The following is a 26,497-nucleotide window of genomic DNA, read 5'->3' on the forward strand; positions in this document are numbered from 1 at the left end:
GTGGTGCGAAGGTGCTAGTATAAATCACCTTTCACTTTCTTCACTCCACCGTGTTTAAAATTGCACTTCATGTTTGAATCCAGGAGTTTTTTTCCAAAAAAACAAAAACCTTTTATTTTTATCTGTACTATTTTTTACAATCCCCCATAATGTTACTATAATAACATTATCACCTTATATCTGTTATTTAAATAACATTTTACACCTAACAAATTCATTAAATTAGACAGCAAAACTAAAAAATTTAAGGACATCACTATGAATTATGCAAACTATATCGATCATACTTTACTTGCGATGAACGCAACAAAAGACCAAATCACTAAACTCTGTGAAGAAGCCAAACAATATCACTTTTATTCAGTTTGTGTAAATTCAGGCTATGTTCCTTTAGTGGCTAGTTTGCTAAAAGGTAGCGATGTAAAAGTGTGTTCAGTGGTTGGCTTTCCGTTAGGTGCAATGCTAACTAGTGCTAAAGCCTTTGAAACCGAAATGGCCGTTAAAGCTGGTGCGCAAGAAATCGATATGGTTATTAATGTGGGGTGGTTAAAAAGCAACGATTGGGATGCGGTTAAACAAGATATTGAGGCGGTATTTAATGCGTGTGGTGCTGTGCCATTAAAAGTGATTTTAGAAACTTGTTTATTAACTAAAGACGAAATTGTTAAAGTCTGTGAAATCTGTAAGCAAATCGGTGTTGCTTTTGTTAAAACCTCGACTGGGTTTAGTGTATCTGGCGCAACGGTTGAGGATGTTAAGTTGATGCGTGATACTGTTGGTAATGCGATGGGCGTTAAGGCATCGGGCGGTATTCGTGATCGTCAAACGGCTGAAAAAATGGTTCAAGCGGGGGCGTCACGTTTAGGGGCTAGTGCGGGTATTGCGATTGTTTCAGGCGATGCCACTTCGACCAGTGATTATTAATCAATGATATCAATTAATAAGCTACTTATGTAGCTTGTTATTATTGATTTATGGGATCAGCATGGAAACACAATCACAAAAAAGAGTGAATGATCTTATTCAACTTTTAAAAAAAACAGATAAGATTCATTTAAAAGATGCCGCCAAACTGTTGGCGGTTTCAGAAATGACCATTCGGCGAGATTTGAGTAATGTAGACGGTTCCCTAAGTGTTTTGGGTGGCTATGTTGTTAGTGATGCTCGTCATCAAATCACCCCGTACTTTTTGTCAGACCAACAAGATAAACAGGTTTATGAAAAGCAACATATTGCCAATATAGCCAGTCAATGCGTTGTAGAAAACGATACCGTGTTTTTTGATTGTGGTACCACCATTCCTTTTATTATTGATGCTATTGATGATGATGTGGTGTTTACTGCGATCTGTTATTCGTTAAACGCATTTTTAGCATTACAAAATAAACCCAATTGTAAGACAATTTTATGCGGTGGGCATTATCAGGCGAATAATGCGATTTTTAGCCCCATTGGTCAGCCAAGTGAATTAAATTCGATTTGCCCAAATAAAGCATTTATTTCGGCCGCGGGGATTGATATTAAGCAAGGCGTAACGTGTTATCATTTTGATGAGCTTGATATGAAGCGTGCCGCGATACAACGTTCAGGTCAAACTATGTTAATTGCGGATCACACTAAGTTTGATCAAGTTAGGCCAGCTTTTATTGGTGGGTTAACTTTGTTTAATCAAATTATTACAGATAAAGCGCCGAGTAATGAGTTTATTACTTTTTTTAATAACCATAAGATAACGTTAATTTATTAATATGAAAAACATTACAATTTTAGGTTCGACAGGCTCAATTGGTTGCAGTACGCTAACGGTTATTCGTCAAAACCCTCAGCTTTTTAAGGCTTATGCTTTAGTTGGTGGAAGCAATGTAACGAAAATGACTGAGCAATGCCAAGAATTTAAGCCTAAATATGTTGCCATGGCAACCGCACAAGCCGCGGCAGAGTTAAAAGCAAATCTTGCTAATTTAAAATTGGATATTGATGTATTAAGTGGTGAACACGCCATTTGTGACTTAGCGCAGTTGCCTGAAGTCGATCAAGTGATGGCGGCTATTGTGGGTGCGGCAGGATTAAAACCAACGCTTGCTGCGATTAAAAAAGGTAAGCGTATTTTGCTGGCCAATAAAGAATCGCTAGTAACCTGTGGGCATTTGTTTATGCAAGCGCTTAAAGAGTATGGCGCTGAGTTGTTACCAGTGGACAGCGAGCATAACGCTATTTTTCAGAGTTTGCCAACGGCGGTACAGCATGATTTAGGTTTTGCTAGTCTTGCTGATCATGGCATTACTAAAATTGTGTTAACAGGATCTGGTGGACCATTTCGTGATTGGGATTTAGCTAAACTAGCGCACGTTACTCCCGAGCAAGCAGTGGCTCACCCTAATTGGTCAATGGGTAAAAAAATATCTGTCGATTCGGCAACGATGATGAATAAAGGGCTTGAGTATATTGAGGCTCGTTGGTTATTTAATGCTAGTACTGATGAAATGGAAATTATTATTCATCCGCAATCAATCATCCATTCCATGGTGCGTTATCAAGATGGTAGTGTGGTGGCCGAACTTGGTGTGCCTGATATGTGTACGCCAATTGCCTATGCGATGTCTTACCCCGATCGTGTGCCTTCAAGCGTGCCCCCTTTGGATTTTACGCAAATTTCGTCGTTAACATTTAAACAACCAGACTTTGACCGTTATCCATGTTTAAAATTGGCAATTGATGCTTTTAATCAAGGGCAAGCCGCCACCACGGTGCTTAATGCCGCCAATGAAGTTGCGGTTGAGGCCTTTTTGCAAAATAAAATTGGTTTTATGGATATTGCCAAGCAAGTATCAAGTGTATTAGACAAGCTTAATCTGCCTGAACCTAACTCGATTGATGATGTCTTTATTATTGATGATTGGGCAAGATCACAAGCATTAGTTTATTAGCGGTTATGGTTAAATGTATGGTGATGGTTTCACCATACATTAGCTTTATAAGCATTAAGTGTTAATCCATTAATTTAGCCGATAGTGCAGGGTTATCAGCAATAAATGATTGTAAAAACGCACTATCTGGAAGCGCAGTTAATGCGCCTTTTTTAGTGGTAGCTAGTGCCCCACAAGCACTGGCGACGGTCATCATACTTTCGAGCATTAATTTATCGTTTGGCATTCCTGATGTTGCAATGCTACTGAGCAATCCTGCAACAAAAGCATCGCCTGCGCCTGTTGTGTCAACGCTATTAACATGATAAGCGTTAAACGAGAACATTTTATCTTGCCATAATACAACACAGCCATCTTTACCTTTGGTGATTAATTTTAATGGTGCATGATAATGCTGTTGTAGTTTGTTTAGGGCAATTGTCCAATGGTCACTTTCTGTTAACCAAAATAGCTCATCGTCAGATAATTTAAGGATATCAGCATCATGGCAGAATTGGTTGATTGTTATGCGCATTTCGGTTTTATCGACCCACATTTGTTCACGCAAATTGATATCAAAACTAATTAAACCATTTTGAGCACTAAGTTGGTCAATTGCTGTTTTGAGTGTTTGTCGGCAAGTGTGGCCAACTAGTGCTAAAGAGCAAAAATGTAAAATATCTTGGTTAAATTTAGGAATCGCTTGTTGAGATAAAAATTGATCGGCCGATGGCGAAACTAAAAAAGTAAAGCTTCGTTCCCCGTTGTTACCTAAATCAACCACTACGGTACTGGTTTTGTGGTGTTCATCTTTTTCAAGACTTTGGCAATCAACGTGATGTTCGCAAAATGTTTTTTCCATAAAATGACCAAAAGGATCGTTGCCTACTCGCCCAATAAATCCCGACTGAAGACCTAATTTTGCAACACCAATGGCAACATTAGCCGGTGCGCCACCAGCGCATGCTTTATAATTCATATCACCAAGGGGTAATAAATCAACGACCGCATCGCCAAGAGACCAAACTTTAGTATTTTTCATTTTACGACTCAATTTGTAGTTAGTTATGTTTAAATTCGATGAATTTATCGCTATTTTTGTATAAATGAGTTAGATTTTTATTATTTGATATATCGTTATCAAAGGTTGATAATAGACTAAATCATTTATCAAAAAAATCATGGTTAGCATTAAAAATGTGTGATATTTATCACATGTCCTACTTGTTATTTTAGCATGGTTAACGTTAACAGCGTAAATTCAAGTACTCTGCGATTATATCAATCTAATATTGGGTGAATAAAGGGGATTTTATGTCTAGTGCTATTGATAAAGCTAATCAAGCTGTTGAAAATTTAGAAAAAAAGATGAATAAGCAATATTATCCGCATTTTCATTTAGCACCACAAGCCGGTTGGATGAATGATCCTAATGGTTTGATTTATTTTAAAGGACAATATCATGCCTTTTATCAACATCACCCTTATGATGAAACTTGGGGGCCTATGCATTGGGGGCATGCCGTTAGTAATGATTTGGTAACATGGCATCGATTACCAATAGCCATTGCGCCTGATCAAGCTTTTGATAAAAATGGTTGTTTTTCAGGTTCTGCTGTTGATAATCATGGCGAGTTGTGTCTGTTTTATACTGGGCATGTTTGGTTAAACGGCCAAAATGATGACGAGCAGATCCGTCAAACCCAGTGTCTTGCAATTAGTCAAGATGGTGTTAATTTTGAAAAACACGGCACAGTACTTGCCCCTAAAGACGGTATTATGCATTTTCGTGATCCCAAAGTTTGGCAACAAGATGGTCAATGGTGGATGGTGGTCGGTCAACGAACCCCCAATAATGTGGGCGAAGTGTTGCTTTACCGTTCAGACAATTTAATCAATTGGCGGTTCGATCATGTGGTTGTTAGTAATATCGATCCGAATGTGTATATGCTTGAGTGCCCGGATTTTTTTCCGCTTGGCGATAAGTGGGTTTTGATGTTTTCACCACAAGGTATGAAAGCAAAGGGCTATCAATATCGTAATTTGTTTCAGTCGGGTTATATTGTGGGTAACTGGCAGCCGAGTGAGCGATTTTCAATCATTAAACCGTTCCAAGAAATGGACTTTGGACATGATTTTTATGCTCCCCAGTCATTCCTTGCCGCTGATGGGCGCCGTATTGTTTTTGCTTGGATGGATATGTGGCAGTCAGCGATGCCAAGCCAAAAGGATAAGTGGGTAGGCGCGTTTACACTTCCTCGTGAACTTATTTTAGATCAAGATAATAAAGTCCGAAATCGTCCAATTAAAGAGCTTGAAGCATTACGAGAAAAGCCACAATCGCTAAGTAATATTATCCTAAACAATCAACTTAAAAATACGCATATTCAATCCATTAGCTGTGAGCTTAAGATTGAATTTGATTTAACCCAAAGCGATGCTGAGCGGTTTGGGTTGCAACTTGCTGCTACTGACAATGGTAAGCAAGCTACATTACTGTTTGTTGATCTGCAATCGAATCGTCTTGTGCTTGATCGAAGCTTGTCTGGCCTTGCATTAAAAGGTTATCGTAGTGTGCCGTTACCCGAAACAGATAAATTAACCTTGCACGTTTTTATTGATGCCTCGTCAGTCGAGGTTTTTGTTAATGATGATTTGTATAGCCTAACTAGTCGTATCTATCCACAATTGCCCGCAGAAAGGGAGGTTAACCTATTTGCTGAAAACGGAAGCGCAAAAGTAATTCAGTTAGATAGTTGGCAGTTAAAATCTATTTATGAGTGATGATATTGATCGCCACTAGGCGGTCAATTTGTCTAAATAATTTATAAAGATGCCCTTTCTAAATAAGGCGATGTAACAGGTATCACTTCTTTTTGGCTTTTTCCATCAATAATATGTAAAGCCGCTTGTTCGCCAATTTTGTAATAAGGCTGTTGGACTGTTGTCAGTGGTGGGTAAAAGAGTTCGCCTGTGCCTACTATATTGTCGTAACCTAATACTGCAATGTCATTTGGAATTTTTAATCCTTTGCTGAGCAAAAATTGATAAGCAACAAATGCGATTTGATCATTACCACAAATCAGCACATCAAAATTAGGTTTTTTGTTGCAATGTTGTTTTAGTATTTCAATTGTCATCATATATTCTTGAGTTAGGTTTTGGGGCCTTGTTGTTATATGATGGTTGGTGATGTCTGTTAAATTTTTTCCTGCATCTATCCACGCTTGTTCAATTGCTTGACGTCTGGTTTGGGTTGTTAAGGTGTTTTCTGATAAGTAGATGCATAATGGTTTTTGGTAGCCCTTTTTTATGACTTGTTGCATAGCCTGATATTGGCCTAAGTAGTTATCTGGAATATAGCTGGCTAGTTTTTTTGATTCGCTAATGCAGTTTGCTAAGACAACATTTTTATTTAATAACTTGTCAGGAATTTTGACTTTTTTTAATTCCATTGTGGTATAGATGATGCCATTAGGACGATACGACAATAGCGTATTAATTGCATGATCAGTATTTTTATCATCAAATAAATTAACAATAAAGGTATTCCAGCCATGATTTTGTGCTGTTTTTTCTATGGCTTGTAGTAATTCTACGCAAAACGGTGTCATGGCTGTTTCTAATACTAAAACACCAATAGCACTAGGGCCTGAGTTATTACCTCTAATTTTGCGTGCTGACAAGTGGGGAACATAATTAAGTTCATCAATGGCTTGTTTGACTCGCTTATATGTTTCTTTGTTTAATTTGCTGGGATCATTTATTGCTCTAGATACTGTCATCAAAGATACCGACGCCAGTTTTGCAACATCCTTTATTGAAACCATTAACAATCCTTTTACTTAGCAATTTAAAAGCAATTTGTTGTTAATAATAATCACATGAAATGATAACACAATGATAAATTATAAAAAATGTGAACAAAGTAGCAATTATGATGTATAAATTTTATGGTGTATAAGATTGTCTGATTGGATTTTTAATGGGCTGTGTGATTTGTGTTACTATTTTGATTTTACTATGTTGACGTTAAATTTGGCTTTTGATTAATGTTAAATGAATACAGCACTTGCTTCCTTAATAAGTTTGCGAAACAATGTTAGCAATTTTAGTTATTGTGTATAGGGACTTGTAGTGAACGATAAAAAAATAGTTGTAAACCCCGAAATGTTATGGCAAACCATTCGGCAAGAAGCCTTTGAATTAGTGGAAAGCGAGCCAATGCTAGCAAGTTATTTCCATGCAACTTTACTTAATCATGAAGATCTGGGTAGTGCTTTAAGCTATATTTTAGCTAATAAACTGGTCTCTCAGGTTATGCCCGCTATTGAAATTCGTGAAATTGCTAGGCAGGCTTATCAAGCAGACGAGACTATTATTCAATCCGCTATATGCGATATCATAGCTGTTTATATTCGTGATCCTGCCACTAATTATTATTCAACCCCTGTTCTTTATTACAAGGGCTTTTTGTCTTTGCAGGCTTATCGAATTGCTCATTGGCTTTGGAAACAAAACCGTAAATCATTGGCCATTTTTTTGCAAAGCCAAATTGCGATAGTATTTGGCGTGGATATTCATCCAGCGGCAAAAATTGGTTGCGGTGTGATGTTTGATCACGCAACGGGGATTGTGATTGGTGAAACGGTCGTAATTGAGAATGATGTTTCTATTTTGCAATCCGTTACATTAGGCGGTACGGGTAAAGAAAACGGCGATCGTCATCCTAAAATTCGAGAAGGGGTAATGATTGGCGCTCACTCAACAATTTTAGGTAATATCGAAATCGGTAAAGGTGCTAAAATTGGAGCGGGTTCTGTTGTGTTAGATCCTGTACCACAACATACCACCGTTGCAGGTGTGCCAGCCAAAGTGGTGGGTTGCCCTGATTGCGAAAAACCAGCGTTAAATATGGATCAAGATATTTAATTAAGATAAAAAATGCCGTTGATATTTATCGACGGCATTTTAAATAAGTGGCAATTTAATAAGGGATTATTTAATAAATTACGACTTATTGTTAACATTTACATCCATAGTTGGATATGGAATATTGATATTATTTTCCGTTAATCCATTTTTGATCTTTTCAAGTAGCTCACCTTTTACTGCTCCGTAGTTTTCATTTAATGTCCAAACTAATACATTAAAATTCATTGAAGAAGCATCTAAAACATCTAATCGAATAGTTGACTCTTTGGTTGTTAATATATTTTTTGTGTTATCAACTGCTTGTTTTAACACTTGGTAAACAGTTTGAATATCAGAATCATATCCAACATTAACCACCAAATCTAAACGTCTTTCAGGCAATCGTGTGTAGTTTACGATATTAGAATTGACGACTTGACTATTAGGTATCACAACAAGTTCGTTGGTGGATGTGATTATGGATGTTGAAAAAATTTGTATTGAATCAACCACACCTTGTTGGCTATTAATCACAACTGTTTCGCCTACTTTAAATGGCCGGAAAATAATTAAAATAACCCCTGCTGCAAAGTTGGATAGAGAGCCTTGCAATGCCAAACCAACTGCTAACCCTGCCGCACCAATAATAGCGACAATCGATGCGGTTTGTACACCTAATTGGCCTAAAACTGCCACCAATGTCATAACAAGGATGGCATAATACGATAAGGCACTGACAAATTTAACCACAGTCGGGTCAACATGGCGGTTTGATAATATGCGTTTTAATTGGTTGCTAATAAACCGAGCGATAGCTCTACCAATAATCAAAATAAGAATAGCAAAGCAAAAATGGGCAATATAACTAAATACAACCCCATCATATCTTTTGATAAAATAAATGATATGATTTAAAAAGAGTTCAAAATTTGTATTATTATTACTCATAGTATTATCCTCAGTAATCGGTAGCTGATATTTCTGTCAACGTGTTTTATCGACATGAACTAAATCAGTTGTTTAGCTAATAAAGCCCAACGTGTATCAAAATCAGTTGTTGGTAGATGTTTAAAACCTGAACGAGAATAACGCGCCATCATACCTTCGCAAAAAGCCAATAATTGGCTAGATAAAATACGCTCATCAGTACTGAACGCAATGCCTTCACGAATTTTACGCTCACGTAAGACTTGCTTAATTTGTGTTTCAATCCGTTCAAATAGTTGGCTAATGCGTTCTTGTAATTGATCTTGTTCAAACATTAATGCGTGCCCAGTCATAATTCGAGTTAATCCTGGGTTTTTTTCAGAAAAGCCTAATATCAAAGCAAGAATAAGTTGTAAGCGAGTATATGTTTTTGGCTCATCTTGCATAATGACATTAATTCGAGACAACAAGATATCTTCAATATAGACAATTAAGCTTTCAAACATTTTGGTTTTGCTAGGAAAATGTCGATAAAGCGCTGCCTCAGAAACCCCAACCGTTGCCGCTAATTTAGCTGTCGTAATGCGTTGTGTACCTTCATTGGATTCAAGCATTTTGGCTAATGCCTGTAATATGTCTTCTTTCCGATTTTTATTTTTGTTTGTCACAATCATTTTTTACCCGAATGCCCAAATCCACCTTCACCTCGTGCTGACTCAACAAATTCATCAACAATGTTAAATTCAGCTTGTACAACCGGAACAATGATTAGTTGGGCAATTCGATCGCCTGCTTCAATCACAAAAGGGGTTTGACTTCGGTTCCAAACAGGCACAAACAATTGACCTTGATAATCCGAATCAATCAAACCAACCAAATTACCAAGCACAATACCATTTTTTGAACCAAGCCCTGAACGAGGTAATACCAATGCTGCTAAACTAGGATCGGCAATGTGCATTGATAAACCTGTTGGCGTTAAGATGGTTTCGCCTGGTTTGATTTCGGTTGTTTTATCAAACATTGCGCGCAAATCAATCCCTGCTGAGCCTTCAGTTGCATAAGTAGGTAGCGGGAATTCATTTCCTAAACGTTTGTCTAATACTTTTATATCAATTTTTCTTTTCATCGTGACTCGCTTTATATCGTTTTATAACTGCTTCAAGTAATTGTGTTGCTAATTGTTGTTTGTTGCTTAATGGTAACGTTTGCTCACCATTTTGCCAATATAGCGTTAATGCATTTTGATCAGAATTAAAGCCGATGCTTTTGTCTGATACATCATTAGCGCAAATTAAATCTAGATTTTTTGTCGTTAATTTTTTTAGTGCATAAGCTTTAACATCATTGGTTTCAGCAGCAAACCCTACGACAAAAGGACGATGTGTTTTTAATGCGGCAACACTTGCAACAATGTCGGGATTTTTTACTAGTTCAATCACAAGTTCATCGTTATCGTCCGTTTTTTTGATTTTTTGCGTCGCAATTGTTTTAGCATGATAGTCAGCAACGGCGGCACAAGAAATAAATATTGTCGATTTCTGAGCATGCTCTAATGCATTGTCATACATCTGCTTAGCACTTTTAACATCAATTCGGTTAACATTATTTGGTGTATCTAAATGAACCGGCCCACTGATTAAGGTGACCGTTGCACCCATTTGCGCCGCAGCATTTGCAATTGCAAAACCCATTTTACCCGAACTGTAATTACTAATATAACGGACAGGATCGATTTCTTCAATTGTTGGTCCTGCAGTAATCGTTATCGATATACCTGAAAGTATCGCAGTGGTTGAAAAATACTGTTTAATATTTTCAACGATTGTTTCAGGCTCTAACATTCGCCCTGGCCCAATATCACCACAGGCTTGAAAGCCACTGTCAGGCCCTAAAATTAAGGTGTTTCTTGATGCTAATACTGATAAGTTATGTTGCGTCGCCGCCGCTTTATACATTTGTTGATTCATCGCTGGTGCAATGACAACTGGCGACGGCGTTGCTAAGCAAACTGTTGATAATAAATCATCGGCAATGCCGTTAGCTATTTTGGCAATAATATTGGCTGTAGCTGGGGCAATAAGGACTAAATCGGCCCATTTGGCCAGTTCAATATGACTCATAGACAGCTCGGCAGATGGATCAAATAAATCACTCGATACCGAATTGCCCGAAACCGCTTGTAATGTCATTTTAGTCACAAAATGGCTAGCTGAATCGGTCAAAACAACACGCACTTGTGCGCCACATTTTTTTAAATGACGAACCAGATCAGGGCATTTATAAGCAGCAATGCCGCCAGTAATTCCTAATAAGATACGTTTACCTGTTAGACTCATAAGCCAGCTTCCTTCCTACCTAAAATGAAAGCGTTATATTACCACAATTCGGTTAGATAATAAGTAGCTCTTTCGCATTGGCTAATGTTGCATCAGTAATTTTGTCGCCCCCTAATAACCGAGCAAGTTCGTTTAAACGACCTGTATTATCTAGCTTTTGCATATCGGTTGATGTCTGCTTGCCGTTGGTTTGTTTGCTAACAAAATAGTGCTGATTTGCTTGTCCTGCAACTTGTGGTAAGTGGGTTACTGTAATCACTTGCGTTGATTCACCAAGTTGCCTTAATAGCTGACCGACTTTAGCGGCTGTTGGTCCACTAATACCAACATCAATTTCATCAAAAATTAAAGCTGGCGTATCCATTTTTTGAGCAGTTAACACCTGAATTGCCAAAGCAATACGCGACAGCTCACCACCTGAAGCCACTTTTGCAAGTGGTTGTGTGCTTTGCCCTGCATTGGTGCTGACTAAAAATGTTACCTGATCGGCGCCGTCTTCATTTAATCGTTTGTCATCAAAAGCAACATCGATACTAAATTGACCATTCGGCATGGATAAGTCATGCATGATAGTGGTCACTTTTTTGGCTAGTGTTTTGCTTATTGTTAATCTTTTTTGATGCAATTTTGTGGCAATTTCAACAGCGGTTTGATGATATTTGGTAATATTGGCTTTCAGTTGTTCGCTTTGCTCATCTTGCTGATTAATTTGTTTAAATTCAGCTAACAAAGTTTGATGCAAATTTGGCAATTCTTCGGGCGAGACATGATGTTTACGTGCCAAAGCAATTTGTTTAGATAACCGCTGTTCAAGTTGCATAACTCGAGCAGGATCAAGCTCTAAACGTTCACTATAGTGACGAAGCTCATCGCTTGCTTCTTTAATTTGGATCGATGCGTCTTCCAACATGTTATAAACATTATTTAACGTAGGATCGAGCGAGGTTAGTTCTTGAACACTATTTTTTACACTGTTTAGCAAATTGCTGATGTTATAGTCGTCTGCCTCGTCTAACAACATAACAGATTGCTGACTTAAATTAATTAGCTGTTCACTGTTAGATAACCGTTTGTATTCTTCATCAATTTGTTGATATTCCCCCTCAATGGGCGAAAACTCATTAAGTTCTTTCAATTGATATTGCAAAAGCTGCATATGCGCATCACGCTCTTGCCGTGTTGTTTCATATTGCTGATAAGCCCGTGTTGCCTCTTTCCATTGCTTATAGGCTTGATGCATTTGGGCCAGTAGTGTTGGTTCATTCATATAATGATTTAACAACAACTGCTGATAATCACTGCGTAACAGGCGCTGATGTTCATGTTGCCCATGAATCTGAATCAACATTTGCCCCAAATCTTTTAATTGCGAAATAGGAACAGCACGGCCATTAATAAACGCTTTAGAGCGACCATCTTGATTAATTACTCGTCGCAAAATGCACTCATTGCCCTCATCAAGTTGGTTTTCGCGTAACCAAGCAAAAGCCGCTGGCGTATCATCAAGCACAAAACAAGCCGAAATATCCACACGTTCAGCACCATGCCGAATAGATGAAGCATCAGAACGATTTCCTAAACATAATCCCAATGCATCAATAGCAATCGACTTCCCTGCGCCCGTTTCACCCGTAATCGCCGTCATCCCCAAAGAAAAATCTACAAGCAACCGATCGACGATAGCAAAATTATTAATAGTTAGTTGAGTTATCATAATAAATTAATAAATAAGGCTAGTTGTAATGTTAGCAGTATAGCAGTAAAAACACTGTAAATAAATACAGGTTTTTGGTTTTTGTTTATGAGACTTATTTTTTGTTATAAAATCAGTTAACTTTTAGATTAATTAAAAAGAGTTATTATTTAATTAATTATTTTTAATATGTTAACTTATCACAAAAGCATAAGGTATCAGCTGTGAAATATAAAACAATAACGCCACTATTTCCAACATATGCACAAACTATTGCAATGATTAAAGCCGTGTCTGGTTACAGTAAAAAGTCTGTACATGGGATGATTAGCGATATTCGTGGCCAGTCAGGAACTCCACAGAACCCAGTCGATTGGTCAGAACCTGATAGTTGGATTGGTGAACGACTAAGTGGTGAATATGCTGAAATAGCAAATAAAATATGGATACAGGATAATCATGTGTTAAATCCTCGTCATAGCTATGGTGCTTATATGTTTATAAATAATAACGCTCTAATGACTGTCGATATACAAGGTTATTGGCAACCTTCACCAAAAGGACAAGCTTTTTTAAAGGGAGATAAAGACGTTTGGCTAGAGCTGGATGATTCGGAAGGTGTATTGCAATTATTAGAATTGTTAAGCGTTAGAGGACAAGCTAAAAATGGAGATTTATTACCTGAATGGATGACTTATTTACGTCAAAATTCTAAATGGAATAGTGAACAAGCATGTAAATCTACGTTATATGCTCGCCTTGTAAATTTAGTCGATCGTAAACTCTTAAAACGCGAAGGGATTATTTATCACATAACAGATAGTGGTCGAAAATGGTTAGACACAACACCACAAGCAAAACTCAGTGATCCGTTAGATGAAATTATGGATTCTATTGTTCGTTATAATGAGCAACAAAAAAAATTATTATCAGAACAGTTACAGAATATGAATCCATATCATTTTGAAGCACTGATTGGTCAATTATTACAAGCGATGGGCTATGAAGATGTGAACGTGACAAAAGCATCTGGTGATAAAGGAATTGATGTTATTGGTAATGTGCAAGTGGGGATTACGAGAATTACCGAAGTCGTTCAGGTAAAGCGTATGCAAAATTCTGTTAATCGCCCATTGATTGATCAGCTAAGAGGAGCTTTACCTTATCATAAAGCCATTCGAGGCACATTAATCACAACCGGGAAATTTTCATCTGGTTGTGCCGAAGCAGCAAATTATCCAGGCGCAGCCCCAATTACGTTAATTGATGGCTCTCGATTAATTGAATTACTTATTGAAAATGGAGTAGGTATTAAACGGAATCACTCTTTAGAATTACTTAGTATTGATATGTCAGTATTTGAAGAACAGATTGAAGATTTAAATTAAAAAGTTAGTTGCCTATATAGAATATATTTTGTTAATCAATTGCTTTATTTTAAACGAAAATAGAAAATACTCCTGAAAACTAGCTACCCCAAAAGCGGTGTAAACCGCTCTATAAATAATTACCACCAACCCCACTTATTCCTCTTTTATCCCAAATTACACAGGAGTATAATCTGAACACATATCTATCATAACAACGGGAACCTAAATATGTTTGGAAATAAAACAAATCGTCAAGTTATCATTTGGACAACAATCATTGGCGGATTTTTCAGTTCATTAGTAAAATGGGGTTCAGAAGTTAATATGCCTCCACGAGTACCGGGTGAAATTTCACCGCCAGCGGCACATATTGATGCATGGCTGGGTTGGCTTGGGATTGATTCTCATTCGCTCGATTACCTTTATCAAGGTGCAAGTGTTTTAGGTGCGGTGACGCTTTACCACTGGTTATTCAGTTTTGCTTTTGCCTTTGTTTATGTGGCTGGTGCATATTATTGGAATAAAATCCGCCTATGGTATGGGGCATTTTATGGCATCATTATTACGGTTGTGATGCATGGCTTTTTAATCCCATTGCTTGGTTTTCGTCACCCTGCTTATGATGCCGAAGGCACAGTTGGTTGGTTATGGAATTTAAATGGTTATGAGCTTTGGAGCGAAATTTTAGGTCATATTTATTGGGGAGCATCGATCGAAGTCTGTATGATTGCGGTACTTGCCCACTTTTCAAGACCTATTCATGGTGAATGGCGTCAAAAATGATTTAAAGTTATAGAATTAATAATAAATCCTACTATTTAACAATAGTGGGATTTTTTATTTTATTTGGTATAAAAAAAAACTATATCAACCAATAAAAAACAAGAATTATTCAATATCTATTTTTTTTGTTATCTTCTTTATCACTAAATAAAAACGATAAAAAGGAAATAAAAAATGAATACTGCTGTTATTGGATACCCTCGAGTTGGTAAACTTCGTGAACTGAAATTTGCAACAGAAGCCTATTTTAAAGGCAATAAAACACAAACCGAATTATTAAACGAAGCTAAAGCGTTACGAGCTGAACATTTACAACAACAAGCATCACAAAAAATCGCGTTTATTTCATCTAATGATTTTTCATTTTATGATGCGGTATTAGATACAGCATGTTTACTTAATGTCATTCCACAACGTTATCAAGATCTGGGCTTGCCTGAACTTGACCGCTATTTTGCCATGGCACGTGGTTATCAAGGTGAAAAAGGCGATGTTCGTGCGCTTGCAATGAAAAAATGGTTCAACACTAATTACCACTATTTAGTGCCTGAGATTGAAGATTCAGTACAAATCAAATTAGCGGGCTCTAAACCATTTGATGAATATCAAGAAGCCAAAGCACTAGGCATTCAAACTAAGCCTGTTGTGGTTGGTCCGTTAACGTTTTTTAAATTAGCGCAGTATTTAGGTAAAAAACAGCTTATTGATTTTAAAGCCGATATTATTAAAGCTTATCAAGACATCATCCAAAAATTTACCGCACTGGGTGCTGAGTGGATCCAAATTGACGAGCCAATTTTAGTGACGGATCTAAATAAAGACGATATCGCTTTATTTACGGAGCTTTATCAAGCCATTTTATCGGTAAAAGGACAAACTAAGATTGTTTTACAAACTTATTTTGGTGATGTGCGTGATTGTTATAAAGAACTTATCGCATTACCTTTTGACGGTATTGGACTTGATTTTGTTGAAGGTAAACAGTCATTAACTTTGCTTGAAAATAATGGTTTCCCTGCTGATAAAGTGTTATTTGCTGGTGTGGTTAATGGCAAAAATATTTGGAAAAACAATTACCAAAAAACCTTAGCATTGCTAAGCAAAATCAAACAAAAAACCACAAATATTGTGATCAATACTTCATGCTCATTATTGCATGTGCCTTATACTTTACAAAATGAGACCAAATTAACCATTCAACAACGTGCTTATTTTGCTTTTGCTCAAGAAAAGCTACAAGAACTTGCTGAACTCGGTCAGTTATTTAAAGAAGCAAACGCTGAAAATAATGCCACTTATAAAGCTAACCAAACATTATTTACTCGTGAACGCGAAGGCGCAAACCAAGTGGTACGCCAAAAAGTGGCCGCGTTAAAAGATTCAGACTTTACTCGTTTACCTGAATTTTCCGTGCGTGAAGCAGCGCAGAAAAAGGCCTTTAATTTACCACTATTACCAACCACTACGATTGGATCATTCCCACAAACGCCTGACGTACGTTTAAATCGTGCTAAATTCAAAAAAGGCGAAATTTGCTTAAATGAATATACTGAATTTAATAAACAAAAAATTGCGCAGTGTATTAAATTACAAGAAGAAATTGGTATTGATGTTTTAGTTCATGGTGAATTTGAACGTAATGACATGGTCGAATATTTTGGCGAAAGCTTAAATGGCTTTGTCTTTACCGAAAAAGCATGGGTACAATCTTATGGCACACGTTGCGTTAAGCCACCGATTGTTTGGGGTGATATTTCACGCTCTAAACCGATTACCGTTGAATATTCAAAATATGCACAAAGTCTGACTGATAAACCCGTAAAAGGTATGTTAACAGGCCCTGTGACTATTCTAAATTGGTCATTCCCACGGGAAGATATTTCACAAAAAGAATCAGTATTCCAAATTGGATTGGCTATTGGTGACGAAGTGTTAGATCTTGAAGCCGCAGGCATTAAAGTTATTCAAATTGACGAAGCCGCATTGAAAGAAAAACTACCACTGCGTAAAGCCGACTGGAACAGTGAATACCTTGATTGGGCGATCCCTGCATTTAGATTGGTACACAGCAAAGTACAAGCTGATACGCAAATTCACACCCATATGTGTTATAGCGAATTTGCTGACATTATTAAAGATATTGATGCAATGGACGCCGATGTTATTTCGTTCGAGGCTTCTCGCTCTAATTTGCAGTTGATTGACGTACTAAATGCAAACAACTTTAAAACCGAAGTGGGGCCAGGGGTTTACGACATCCATTCACCACGCGTACCACCCGTAGCCGAAATCAAAGCAACGATTGAAAAGTTACTGGCGAAGATTGATAACCAAAAATTATGGATCAATCCAGACTGTGGCTTAAAAACGCGTGGCGAAAAAGAAGTCGTTGAAAGCTTGCAACACCTTGTTCAAGCTACTTTAGAAGTTAGAAAAACACTGAATTAGGCACTGTTTTTACAAAGTTGTTGTGCTTTTTTATAAAGACATTGAACTTTGCCTAGCTTTACACTTCCGCCGCCTATTTTGGCGGCGGAAACGTCAATAAGGGAAATAAGCGACCTAACGAATGGATAAGATAAATGAAAACAAATCTATTATTTAATAAAAAAACCGTGTTCTCTTTTGAAGTTTTTCCGCCTAAAAAAACCTCGCCGTTAGAGACAATTTATAGCACCTTACGGGAACTTGGCTACTTCAAACCCGACTTTATCAGTGTCACTTATGGTGCTGGTGGTAGCTTAAATGGACAAACCACCATTGATATTGCCCATTCGGTAAAACACACTTATGGCATTGAAAGCGTTGCTCATTTGCCGGGGATTAATTTTGATAAAGCCGAAATGCAAAAAATCCTACATGACCTTAAATGTGCAGGAATTGATAATGTGCTTGCGTTACGTGGTGATATCAGCCCTAACGTGCAACCTAAAGATGACTTTCGCTTTGCCAGCGAACTGGTAACATTTATTAAAGAAAACGGTGATTTTAACGTGATTGGCGCATGTTATCCTGAAGGACATCTTGAAGCCTCAACCCTAAAACAAGATCTGATCCACTTAAAAGAAAAGGTCAATGCAGGTACTGATCAACTTATTTCACAGCTATTTTTTGATAATGACTATTTTTATTCTTTTTTAGATAAAGCTTACGATATGGGCATTAAGATACCTATTGAAGCAGGCATTATGCCAGTAACCAATAAAAATCAAATCGAGCGCATGGTATCGATGTGTGGAGTGAATTTACCTAAAAAATTCAAACAAATGATGGCAAAATACGAACACCACCCAGAAGCATTTCGTGATGCTGGTATTGCTTATGCAATTGATCAGATTGTTGATTTAGTTTCACAAAATGTCGATGGCATTCATTTATACACTATGAACAATAGCTACATAGCAAGACGCATTAGCGAAGCAGTATCAACATTGCTGGCGGTGCCAAAATCGGAATAGTGAATATAAAAACAGGAAAATATAAAGAATGATTTAGAATTGGTTGCGGGGGCTGGATTTGAACCAACGACCTTCGGGTTATGAGCCCGACGAGCTACCAAGCTGCTCCACCCCGCGTCAAAGAGGTGACCATATTATAGTAATTAAATAATAAAGCAAGGCTTGTTTGTTGTGAAAGCATTATTTTTAAACAAAAATAACAATATACTTGCCAAGTATAATAAAAAAACCACAATAATTATTAAATCTTTACATCTATAATAGAAAAATAGTAATACCTTATTTTATAAAAAAACGAACCAAACTTAACAAAAATCAGTCAGGAAAGGTATTGATTTTATTGAAGTTTTTTTTGAGGTGTTTTTTACCAAAATCGCGATTAAAAACCGCTACCTAAAACAGCGACTAAAAACGACCACTCAAGCACTCATAAAAAATGCCACTTCCCCCAAAAAAACAAAGCAACCCCTCCTCACGCCCTAACAAATCTTTACAATAAATTAACAAAAAAAGTGGCAGATTATGCACCATCAAGTTATAATTTTTAGGCTTATTCAAGCAGGGAATCGCTCAAAAACAAAGCGAACGGATATAAAAATCGAGAAAAAACAATAAATTACTTGACAAGGGAATAAAAATGCATTACCATGGTTGGCATCTGGCATCTGGCATCTGGCCTGCCAAACCTATGCCCTAAATCTTATTGATTCGCACGGTGTTCAAAATAGAGCGCCACAGTTATTTTTATCATCGAAGTCATTTCGCGTAGCGAAATCGACGCCGTCATCGGCAAAATCTTTGGCAAAATTATCGCCGATATCCAAGTGGTTATTAAAACCGCCATTGCTATTTAAATCACCATTATTATGTAAATCGGCATTATTCTTAGCGCCATTGTTGTTATTGTCATATACGCAGGACACAGAGGCGTTAACGGCTTATACATCAAGGGCTATAGAGGGGAGTGCGCCGTATTTAACGTTTGATGGAGGGGTAACAAAATTAACGAATACAGACCGTTTATTGTCAATAAAGTTGCAGGATGGCACGGTATACACAAGGTCAACCAACCCATCCACGCCAACTAATCCAATCAGGTTGCCATATGTGGGGAGTAACTTAAGTCATATAGAGACGATAGTACCGCCATCAAGGAGTTCAATCACGATGAATGATTTGGTCAGTCAGGGATATTGGCGAGATGATGATGGAGACGGACAGGGAGTAGGTGGAGTAACGGCATCGGGGAGTATATCGGTAACGTTTACCGATAAAAACGGTACTACGGTTAATCGCAGCGATGCATTAAGTATATGTAGTGCCCCTTATAAGGTAACTTTAACAAGTACAGGTGGCACATTAAGTACGCAGTATGGGGTACCAAGGAGTAGTAGTTTTAGTGGCGCTACGGTGGATTATTATATTAATCCATATGATAATGCCGGTATTTGTTCGGTCAGGCCGAATCTAGAACGGGGCACAGGCAGCTATGCAGGTCCTGCTAACATATGGAATCCTAGTAAGGGCTTTTTAGTTCAGTCAACGAGTCCATCATCTTACGACAGGAACTTTCCAACAACAGGAGCAGATGGCTTGTATTTTGATTTGGATATAGGGGGGTTAGATGTAGCTCAGTTAACTTGGTCTCCGGTCACACGTGGTGGAATAACAGCTACAGTATCGGTGGTAGCAGCTAATGATAGTTGGATTCCTCGTGTTGATAGAGGGAAACGGGTAGCACGGGTAAAATTGAGCGGTCCAAGGGCAAGTAGTAGTCAAATAAGTTCAAGTAATCCAAGTTCACTAACACGCCCATCTTTGCCACAGACTTTCGAGTTGGTAGGTAGAGGTAGTAATGGTAATGAGGTTCGTTACGGTTTTGTGTTAAAGCAGTGGTTCGTCAATCGGGGTAATAATAGAACTAACGCTTCTAATCAATTAGCATGGTGTAGAAGTTTGGGTTATCGATTGTCTAAGGTAAGGGATTTAACCAATTCAAACTATAATAATTTAGGCGCAGCACCTAGCTCATCTGGTAATATTTATATGCGTCACATAGGTGCAGGATTTTTCACGGAGTGGGGCTACATGAGCATCTACGCTGGTGCGGGCTTCGTCACCTACGGCTACTGGACGAGCGACGCGCCGGGTAGCGACCAGTTTTCTGTCTACTCGACCAGCGGCAACGTCTACAGCGGCCGAGCCAGCTACAGCTCTTTCGCTGTTTGCACCGCACCTTAGCTTTTAGCGTTTAGTTCTTAATCCTTAGGGCGCGGGGGGCGATTATGGTGCCTGAGGGGATAATATAACAAAGAATCAAGCCCCCGCGTAAGTTGGGGCGTTTCCCTTAGGGTTGCGCCGTTGTGGCAAAGCCACAATAGCGCCGCCCCCCGCCGCCGACGCTGAAAGTGTCGATGGCAGTTTTAGTGGATTACGCTGTGGCGGTTTAAAGCGGTGGTCTATTTTTAGTACGGCAAGGTTTCGGACGTTTTGACCTTTGGTGAACAAAATAGCTACAGTGACAACGTCCGAGCAAAGGGAATTAAAGCGAATTCCCTTTGCAAACCCACGCTTTGGCTACAGAATGTGGCCTACGGCAATACTCGTATCATCCTGATACTCGCCTCTACGAGGCCATCTTCGCTGTGCTCAGATGTTCAAATTTGTTCCAGACAAATTTGTCCGCCGTCGTAACAAGACAACAACATAACCTTGAGTGGCTTTTATGAGTCACTTTTTTATAAAAAAAACGCAAAAACTCCAAAAAAACGGTCAGGAAAGGTATTGATTTTATTGAAGTTTTTATTTAACTCTTTTCAAACAAAATCAACCGCTTGCATAATTAGCATTAAACACCAACAACTAACTATTTAAGGGGTATTTTTTCCTTAATTCATCAACTATTTGATACTTTTCTTTTTTTCCAATCTCTTTTGCCGAAGTAAGGCATCCAACTTTTTTAGATAAGCCACCTCCACTTCAAGGTCACTGACCATTTCGAGCAATTCTTCTTTTGTTTTTTCACTATTTTTTTTAACTTTTTGAGCCATTTTTTTATCCGCTTTTCCCTGTGGTGGATTCAGTGTCATTGAAAAACCTGCTTTGCCATATTTTTGATATATTTTAAACCAGCGACCTACATATCCAAAGTGGATATCAAACGCCAAAGCAGTTTTATTTTGTGAAAGATGATTGTCTATAAAATACCTGACCACTTTGTATTTAAACTCCGGAGAAAAACACCTTGGTTTTGTGACGGGTTTTAGTCCTTCAATTCCAGTTGAATTCGGTTGAGTAGTGAAACAAGCTGAAAGGCTTATTTGAAAAGGCTTTAGACATAAAAAAACCTGCTAGAAGCAGGTCTTAGAATTTGGTGATTGGTGCCCGGACGCGGAATCGAACCACGGACACGGGGATTTTCAATCCCCTGCTCTACCGACTGAGCTATCCGGGCAACAATGGATGCACATTAAACACGATTTACGATTATCAGTCAATCCCTTTTGTAAGATATTTTTAAAAACATGTATTGTTTGGTTGAAAATTAGCTAATCATCTTCATATTAATAGCAAGTTTTTACTAATCTGTTTTTATGCTTATAGGAATTGTTGTATGCGATTTATTGGTTTTATTATCTTTTTTGTTTACGTTTATTTTGAGATCAGTTTTTTTATAGTAGTTGCAAATTCAATCGGTGTTTTTCTTGCTTTAGTTTGTATTATTGCAACATCAATTCTTGGTTTTTCATTAGTTAAAACTCAGGGGGTAAAGAATTTTAGTATTATGAAGCAAAAGATAGCTAATAATCAAAATCCTAAAGATGAAATCATTAAAAGTGTCGCCTTGCTTTTTTCCGGTTTTTTACTACTTATTCCAGGGTTTTTGACCGATATTTTAGGTGCTGTGCTATTAATTCCTAATGTTCAAGAGCATATTATGAGGTTTCTTGTTCGAAAAATGCCAATTAAATCAAGATTTGTATCATCACAAACATTTGACCAGAATAATGATATTATTGAAGGTGAGTTTAAATACAAAGATGACGAATAATCAATCAATTAAACTTTTTTTTATTTTATCCTCTTGAAGATTTTAAAATAACCCCCATGTAAAGTGAACTATATTATAAAATCGTAATTTTATGATTTATTTTTAATAATTATCTATTTAAAAATTAGTGCTAGGAGATAACTAATGAAAATTCGTCCATTGCATGATCGTGTGATCATTAAACGCAAAGAAGTAGAATCAAAATCAGCTGGCGGTATTGTGTTAACTGGTTCGGCTGCAGGTAAATCAACTCGTGGTGAGGTTTTAGCTGTAGGTAATGGTCGCATTTTAGAAAATGGCCAAGTTCAACCATTAGATGTTAAAGTTGGTGATATCGTGATTTTTAATGAAGGATATGGCGTTAAAACAGAAAAAATCGATAATGAAGAAGTGCTTATCTTATCAGAAAGCGATATTTTAGCCATTGTTCAAGCATAATTAGTAAATAGTTTAACTTATATACAGAATTTAGGAGAAAGACGAAAATGGCAGCTAAAGATGTAAAATTTGGTAATGACGCTCGTGTTAAAATGCTTCAAGGCGTTAATGTGTTAGCTGATGCAGTTAAAGTGACTTTAGGTCCAAAAGGTCGTAATGTAGTATTAGATAAATCATTTGGTGCACCAACCATTACTAAAGATGGTGTTTCTGTTGCTCGTGAAATCGAATTAGAAGATAAATTCGAAAACATGGGTGCACAAATGGTTAAAGAAGTTGCATCTAAAGCAAATGATGCAGCAGGTGACGGTACAACTACTGCAACAGTACTTGCTCAAGCAATTGTTAATGAAGGTTTGAAAGCGGTTGCTGCAGGTATGAATCCAATGGATTTAAAGCGTGGTATTGATAAAGCAGTTGTTGCAGCTGTTGAAGAGCTTAAAAAATTATCTTCTCCTTGCGCTGATTCTAAAGCTATCGCTCAAGTAGGTACTATTTCTGCTAACTCTGATGAAACAGTTGGTACTTTAATCGCTCAAGCAATGGAAAAAGTGGGTAAAGAAGGTGTTATCACTGTTGAAGATGGTACTGGTTTACAAGATGAACTTGATGTTGTTGAAGGTATGCAATTTGACCGTGGTTACTTATCTCCATATTTCATTAATAAACCAGAAACAGCAACAGTTGAATTAGACAATCCATATATTTTATTAGCTGATAAAAAAGTTTCTAATATCCGTGAATTATTACCAGTTCTAGAAGCTGTTGCTAAAGCAGGTAAATCATTATTAATTATTGCCGAAGATGTTGAAGGTGAAGCGTTAGCAACATTAGTAGTTAACACTATGCGTGGTATTGTTAAAGTTGCTGCGGTTAAAGCACCTGGTTTTGGTGATCGTCGTAAAGCAATGTTACAAGATATTGCAATTTTAACTGCGGGTACTGTGATTTCAGAAGAAATTGGTTTAGAGCTTGAAAAAACAACACTTGAAGATTTAGGTCAAGCAAAACGTGTTGTTATCAATAAAGATAATACGACTATCATTGATGGTGTTGGTGAAGAGTCTTTAATTTCTGCTCGTGTTGAACAAATTCGTAAACAAATTGAAGAGTCAACTTCTGATTACGATAAAGAAAAACTTCAAGAACGCGTTGCTAAACTTGCTGGTGGTGTTGCTGTTATTAAAGTTGGTGCGGCAACTGAAGTTGAAATGAAAGAGAAAAAAGCACGCGTTGAAGACGCGTTACACGCAACTCGTGCAGCGGTTGAAGAAGGTGTTGTTGCTGGTGGTGGTGTTGCTTTAGTTCGTGCAGCATCAGCAATTTTAGACCTTAAGGGCGCTAACGAAGATCAGAACGTAGGTATTAAAGTTGCACTACGTGCTATGGAAGCTCCATTACGTCAAATCGTTACTAACTGTGGTGAAGAAGCGTCAGTTGTAGTTAATGCTGTTAAAGGCGGTAAAGGTAACTATGGTTATAATGCTGCTACTGAAGAATATGGCGATATGATTGCAATGGGTATTTTAGATCCAACTAAAGTAACTCGTAGCGCATTACAATATGCTGCGTCTGTTGCTGGTCTTATGATTACAACTGAATGTATGGTAACTGACCTACCTAAAGATGATAAAGCTGATTTAGGTGCTGCTGGTGGTATGGGCGGCATGGGTGGTATGGGTGGTATGATGTAATTCTACCGTTAATACAACAGATACATTTCAATATAAACCACTCGTTATGCGAGTGGTTTTTTTATAAACTCCTTTCTTTTATTTTGTATTTATTTGTTATTTTCTAGTATTAATTGCTGTTTTTACTTGTCAAAATAAAATGTTAAATAGATAATAAAATGATAAAAAAACGTAACTTATCTTGTGGTAAGAGTAGATTAGTTTTACAAACTTTATCCCTTTTATTGAAAATAGGGGTAAAAATAGGTAAGTAATAATTAAATATAGAAATAATAAGGAAAGAAATAATGAGTGTATCTTCAAGAAAAAAAGTGGCTAGTATAGAACAAAATGATTACGCGGCTAGACAACGACAAAAAACAACTAAAACAGAAAGCCCACTAGATAACATTAAAGATAATACTTTTTTTAAAGTTATTTTTTCAGATAGCCTTTCACTTGAACAAAAAGTAGAAGAAGTCACTCATATTTTAGAATTTACTGATAATAAAGAGGCTGATAGAGCTAAAATTCAAGAATTTGATACTTTTAAAGAATATTTGCAATCCATTTCAGAAGAGATGTCTAAGCAACGTATCGAAATGACCGATACCGAAGTGTTTGCTGAGTTACAAAGAGTTTATGCGGATTTTAATAATGATCTTAATGACTTTATTGAAAAAATCAAACCTCTTACCGAACTTACCGATGCGCTGTATAACTTACGCCAAAATGGTGAAACTCGCAATGCTTTAGCTCAAATCAAAGCCGATCAAGAATGGGATGAAGAAAAAGCGGAACAAAAAATCAATGTTCAAAGCAAAATTACCAATATAGAAAAACAAATATCTGACTTACAAAAAGAAATAGTGTTATTGCAGCAGGATAAAAAATTCTTTGGTCTTGGACAAATTAAAGCAGCATCAAAAGAAAAAATTGATATTAATGAAGAAAAAATAGCCAAGTTAAGAGATCAAATACAAAATAAACATAAAGAGTTAAATGATATCCAAACAGAAATTACTCAGCGCCATGAGCAACGTACCGAATCAATGGATGTTGAAAAATTAAAAGAGTTACTGAATTTAACCTCAGAACAGCATACATTGCGTCAGGCCGATATGGTTGAATCAGCGTTAAAATTTGTTAATCAAGGTAAAGAGCGTTTTGGTGCGATTCGTAATCATCTTGAGAAAATGGTTAAACAAATTGAAGGACTTAGCGACAATAATGGCAATATGATACAAATTTATGCCATTATGAATGAAGCCACTAAAAAAGTTGAAAAAGTACATCGGGAACGTAGAGAGGAACTTGAAAATAAAGATGTTGGCGATAATCTATTAGAGTCAATGAAGCTTGATGAAGCAAGACGTAATTTAGATGAACATATTGACACAGTGTCAACTGCAACAGTTGATACCATGCAAACTTATGGTGAATTAACAACTGAAGCCATCAAAATTCGCAATATGCAAGCAGCAACCAAAAAACAAGTTGAAAGCGCAAGAGCAATGCATTCACGAGGTATTGCATCTGTAGCCTCTCAACTTAGTGTTGTGGTAACAGCTGTTAATTCCGCTGCAATTAATGAAGCACAATCAATGGCGAGTAATACTTTAGCCGAAATGACACGAGTCACAAACGATATTGCAAAAAATGAAGCAATACGAATTGCAACTGGGCGTGATGAAATTAATAATGATTTAGAAGCTATGTTACAAAACTTAGCAGAATTTGGTGATACCCAAAGAGAGGCGACTGAAATTACTCGCTCAGCACTAGAAACAATGCGTGCGAATTTAGATGAAATTGAAAAAATGTCTAAAGACGTTCAAAACGATACGCGTGAATTTATTGCGGTGACAGGTGATGTTTTATCAGAAAAATCTGAAACCAAAAATGAAAGCACTAGTGGCACAACGTCCCCCTTTAAACTGTAATA

At 37.2% G+C, this 26,497-nt stretch carries 22 protein-coding genes and 2 tRNA genes; 14 read left to right on the forward strand and 10 right to left on the reverse strand.

The genetic code is table 11. The features are described 5' to 3' along the window. Positions 1-252: 252 nt before the first annotated feature. From deoC to ispC, 3 genes are all read left to right on the forward strand, one after another. Complete coding sequence (gene deoC / locus GQ596_RS05265; RefSeq protein ID WP_160400741.1) at positions 253-924, forward strand: deoxyribose-phosphate aldolase; 672 nt, start codon at positions 253-255, stop codon at positions 922-924. Positions 925-985: 61 nt separating this feature from the next. Beyond that, entirely contained in the window at positions 986-1,747 is a 762-nt protein-coding gene (deoR, locus tag GQ596_RS05270; RefSeq protein WP_160400641.1) for a DNA-binding transcriptional repressor DeoR, read from the forward strand. A 1-nt stretch (position 1,748) separates the two neighbouring features. After that, a complete protein-coding gene (ispC, locus tag GQ596_RS05275; RefSeq protein WP_160400642.1) occupies positions 1,749-2,927 on the forward strand; it encodes a 1-deoxy-D-xylulose-5-phosphate reductoisomerase in 1,179 nt (392 codons plus the stop codon). A gap of 61 nt (positions 2,928-2,988) precedes the next feature. Here ispC and GQ596_RS05280 read toward each other — a convergent pair whose 3' ends face one another. Continuing rightward, positions 2,989-3,948: an aminoimidazole riboside kinase gene (locus GQ596_RS05280; RefSeq protein ID WP_160400643.1), complete on the reverse strand. Its 960-nt coding sequence runs from the start codon at positions 3,946-3,948 to the stop codon at positions 2,989-2,991. Between the two features lie 272 nt (positions 3,949-4,220). On the opposite strand from GQ596_RS05280, the gene GQ596_RS05285 reads away from it, so the two are divergent. After that, positions 4,221-5,690 (forward strand): glycoside hydrolase family 32 protein, encoded by a 1,470-nt coding sequence (locus GQ596_RS05285; RefSeq protein WP_160400644.1) that lies wholly within the window; start codon positions 4,221-4,223, stop codon positions 5,688-5,690. A gap of 41 nt (positions 5,691-5,731) precedes the next feature. Here the strand turns inward: GQ596_RS05285 and GQ596_RS05290 are convergent, their stop codons facing one another. Beyond that, complete coding sequence (locus GQ596_RS05290) at positions 5,732-6,736, reverse strand: LacI family DNA-binding transcriptional regulator (RefSeq protein WP_160400645.1); 1,005 nt, start codon at positions 6,734-6,736, stop codon at positions 5,732-5,734. Between the two features lie 340 nt (positions 6,737-7,076). On the opposite strand from GQ596_RS05290, the gene cysE reads away from it, so the two are divergent. Further along, entirely contained in the window at positions 7,077-7,838 is a 762-nt protein-coding gene (cysE, locus tag GQ596_RS05295; RefSeq protein WP_160400742.1) for a serine O-acetyltransferase, read from the forward strand. A 78-nt stretch (positions 7,839-7,916) separates the two neighbouring features. On the opposite strand, the gene GQ596_RS05300 is transcribed toward cysE, so the two are convergent. From GQ596_RS05300 to recN, 5 genes are read right to left on the reverse strand one after another with little or no spacing between them, the layout of a single operon-like run. Continuing rightward, positions 7,917-8,768, reverse strand: coding sequence for a mechanosensitive ion channel domain-containing protein (locus tag GQ596_RS05300; RefSeq protein WP_160400646.1), 852 nt, complete (start codon positions 8,766-8,768; stop codon positions 7,917-7,919). Between the two features lie 59 nt (positions 8,769-8,827). Beyond that, positions 8,828-9,421, reverse strand: a complete 594-nt coding sequence (gene slmA / locus GQ596_RS05305) for a nucleoid occlusion factor SlmA (protein WP_160400647.1) — start codon at positions 9,419-9,421, stop codon at positions 8,828-8,830. Beyond that, positions 9,418-9,876: a dUTP diphosphatase gene (gene dut / locus GQ596_RS05310; protein ID WP_034909576.1), complete on the reverse strand. Its 459-nt coding sequence runs from the start codon at positions 9,874-9,876 to the stop codon at positions 9,418-9,420. Before dut ends, slmA begins: the two co-directional genes overlap by 4 nt. Continuing rightward, positions 9,860-11,086 carry a bifunctional phosphopantothenoylcysteine decarboxylase/phosphopantothenate--cysteine ligase CoaBC gene (coaBC, locus tag GQ596_RS05315; RefSeq protein WP_160400648.1) on the reverse strand — a complete coding sequence of 409 codons (1,227 nt, stop codon included), beginning with the start codon at positions 11,084-11,086 and terminating at the stop codon, positions 9,860-9,862. The genes dut and coaBC overlap by 17 nt, the downstream gene beginning before the upstream one ends. Before the next feature lie 52 nt (positions 11,087-11,138). Continuing rightward, positions 11,139-12,800 carry a DNA repair protein RecN gene (gene recN / locus GQ596_RS05320; RefSeq protein ID WP_160400649.1) on the reverse strand — a complete coding sequence of 554 codons (1,662 nt, stop codon included), beginning with the start codon at positions 12,798-12,800 and terminating at the stop codon, positions 11,139-11,141. A gap of 257 nt (positions 12,801-13,057) precedes the next feature. Here recN and GQ596_RS11250 point away from each other — a divergent pair, with 257 nt between their 5' ends. From GQ596_RS11250 to metF, 4 genes are all read left to right on the forward strand, one after another. Beyond that, positions 13,058-14,167: a restriction endonuclease gene (locus GQ596_RS11250; protein WP_160400743.1), complete on the forward strand. Its 1,110-nt coding sequence runs from the start codon at positions 13,058-13,060 to the stop codon at positions 14,165-14,167. Positions 14,168-14,377: 210 nt separating this feature from the next. Further along, positions 14,378-14,932, forward strand: a complete 555-nt coding sequence (locus GQ596_RS05330) for a DUF1440 domain-containing protein (protein WP_160400650.1) — start codon at positions 14,378-14,380, stop codon at positions 14,930-14,932. Between the two features lie 174 nt (positions 14,933-15,106). Then, positions 15,107-17,380: a 5-methyltetrahydropteroyltriglutamate--homocysteine S-methyltransferase gene (gene metE, locus GQ596_RS05335; protein WP_160400651.1), complete on the forward strand. Its 2,274-nt coding sequence runs from the start codon at positions 15,107-15,109 to the stop codon at positions 17,378-17,380. Between the two features lie 134 nt (positions 17,381-17,514). Further along, complete coding sequence (gene metF / locus GQ596_RS05340; RefSeq protein ID WP_160400652.1) at positions 17,515-18,390, forward strand: methylenetetrahydrofolate reductase [NAD(P)H]; 876 nt, start codon at positions 17,515-17,517, stop codon at positions 18,388-18,390. A gap of 40 nt (positions 18,391-18,430) precedes the next feature. On the opposite strand, the gene GQ596_RS05345 is transcribed toward metF, so the two are convergent. Further along, positions 18,431-18,507 (reverse strand) — tRNA-Met (locus tag GQ596_RS05345). A 534-nt stretch (positions 18,508-19,041) separates the two neighbouring features. On the opposite strand from GQ596_RS05345, the gene GQ596_RS05350 reads away from it, so the two are divergent. Next, positions 19,042-20,631 (forward strand): hypothetical protein, encoded by a 1,590-nt coding sequence (locus GQ596_RS05350; RefSeq protein WP_160400653.1) that lies wholly within the window; start codon positions 19,042-19,044, stop codon positions 20,629-20,631. Positions 20,632-21,290: 659 nt separating this feature from the next. Here GQ596_RS05350 and GQ596_RS05355 read toward each other — a convergent pair. Beyond that, positions 21,291-21,557, reverse strand: a complete 267-nt coding sequence (locus GQ596_RS05355) for a hypothetical protein (protein ID WP_160400654.1) — start codon at positions 21,555-21,557, stop codon at positions 21,291-21,293. A gap of 211 nt (positions 21,558-21,768) precedes the next feature. Further along, positions 21,769-21,844 (reverse strand) — tRNA-Phe (locus GQ596_RS05360). 159 nt (positions 21,845-22,003) lie between these two features. Here GQ596_RS05360 and GQ596_RS05365 point away from each other — a divergent pair. The 4 genes from GQ596_RS05365 to GQ596_RS05380 all read left to right on the forward strand — a co-directional run bounded on the left by GQ596_RS05365 (position 22,004) and on the right by GQ596_RS05380 (position 26,495). After that, positions 22,004-22,441, forward strand: coding sequence for an FxsA family protein (locus GQ596_RS05365; protein ID WP_160400655.1), 438 nt, complete (start codon positions 22,004-22,006; stop codon positions 22,439-22,441). Between the two features lie 144 nt (positions 22,442-22,585). Further along, positions 22,586-22,879: a co-chaperone GroES gene (locus GQ596_RS05370; RefSeq protein WP_034915350.1), complete on the forward strand. Its 294-nt coding sequence runs from the start codon at positions 22,586-22,588 to the stop codon at positions 22,877-22,879. A gap of 47 nt (positions 22,880-22,926) precedes the next feature. Then, positions 22,927-24,573, forward strand: a complete 1,647-nt coding sequence (gene groL, locus GQ596_RS05375) for a chaperonin GroEL (protein ID WP_160400656.1) — start codon at positions 22,927-22,929, stop codon at positions 24,571-24,573. A 287-nt stretch (positions 24,574-24,860) separates the two neighbouring features. Beyond that, positions 24,861-26,495 carry a hypothetical protein gene (locus GQ596_RS05380; RefSeq protein ID WP_160400657.1) on the forward strand — a complete coding sequence of 545 codons (1,635 nt, stop codon included), beginning with the start codon at positions 24,861-24,863 and terminating at the stop codon, positions 26,493-26,495. Positions 26,496-26,497: the final 2 nt, after the last annotated feature.

The organism is Gilliamella sp. Pra-s60 (assembly GCF_009795755.1).
Lineage (GTDB): Bacteria > Pseudomonadota > Gammaproteobacteria > Enterobacterales > Orbaceae > Gilliamella.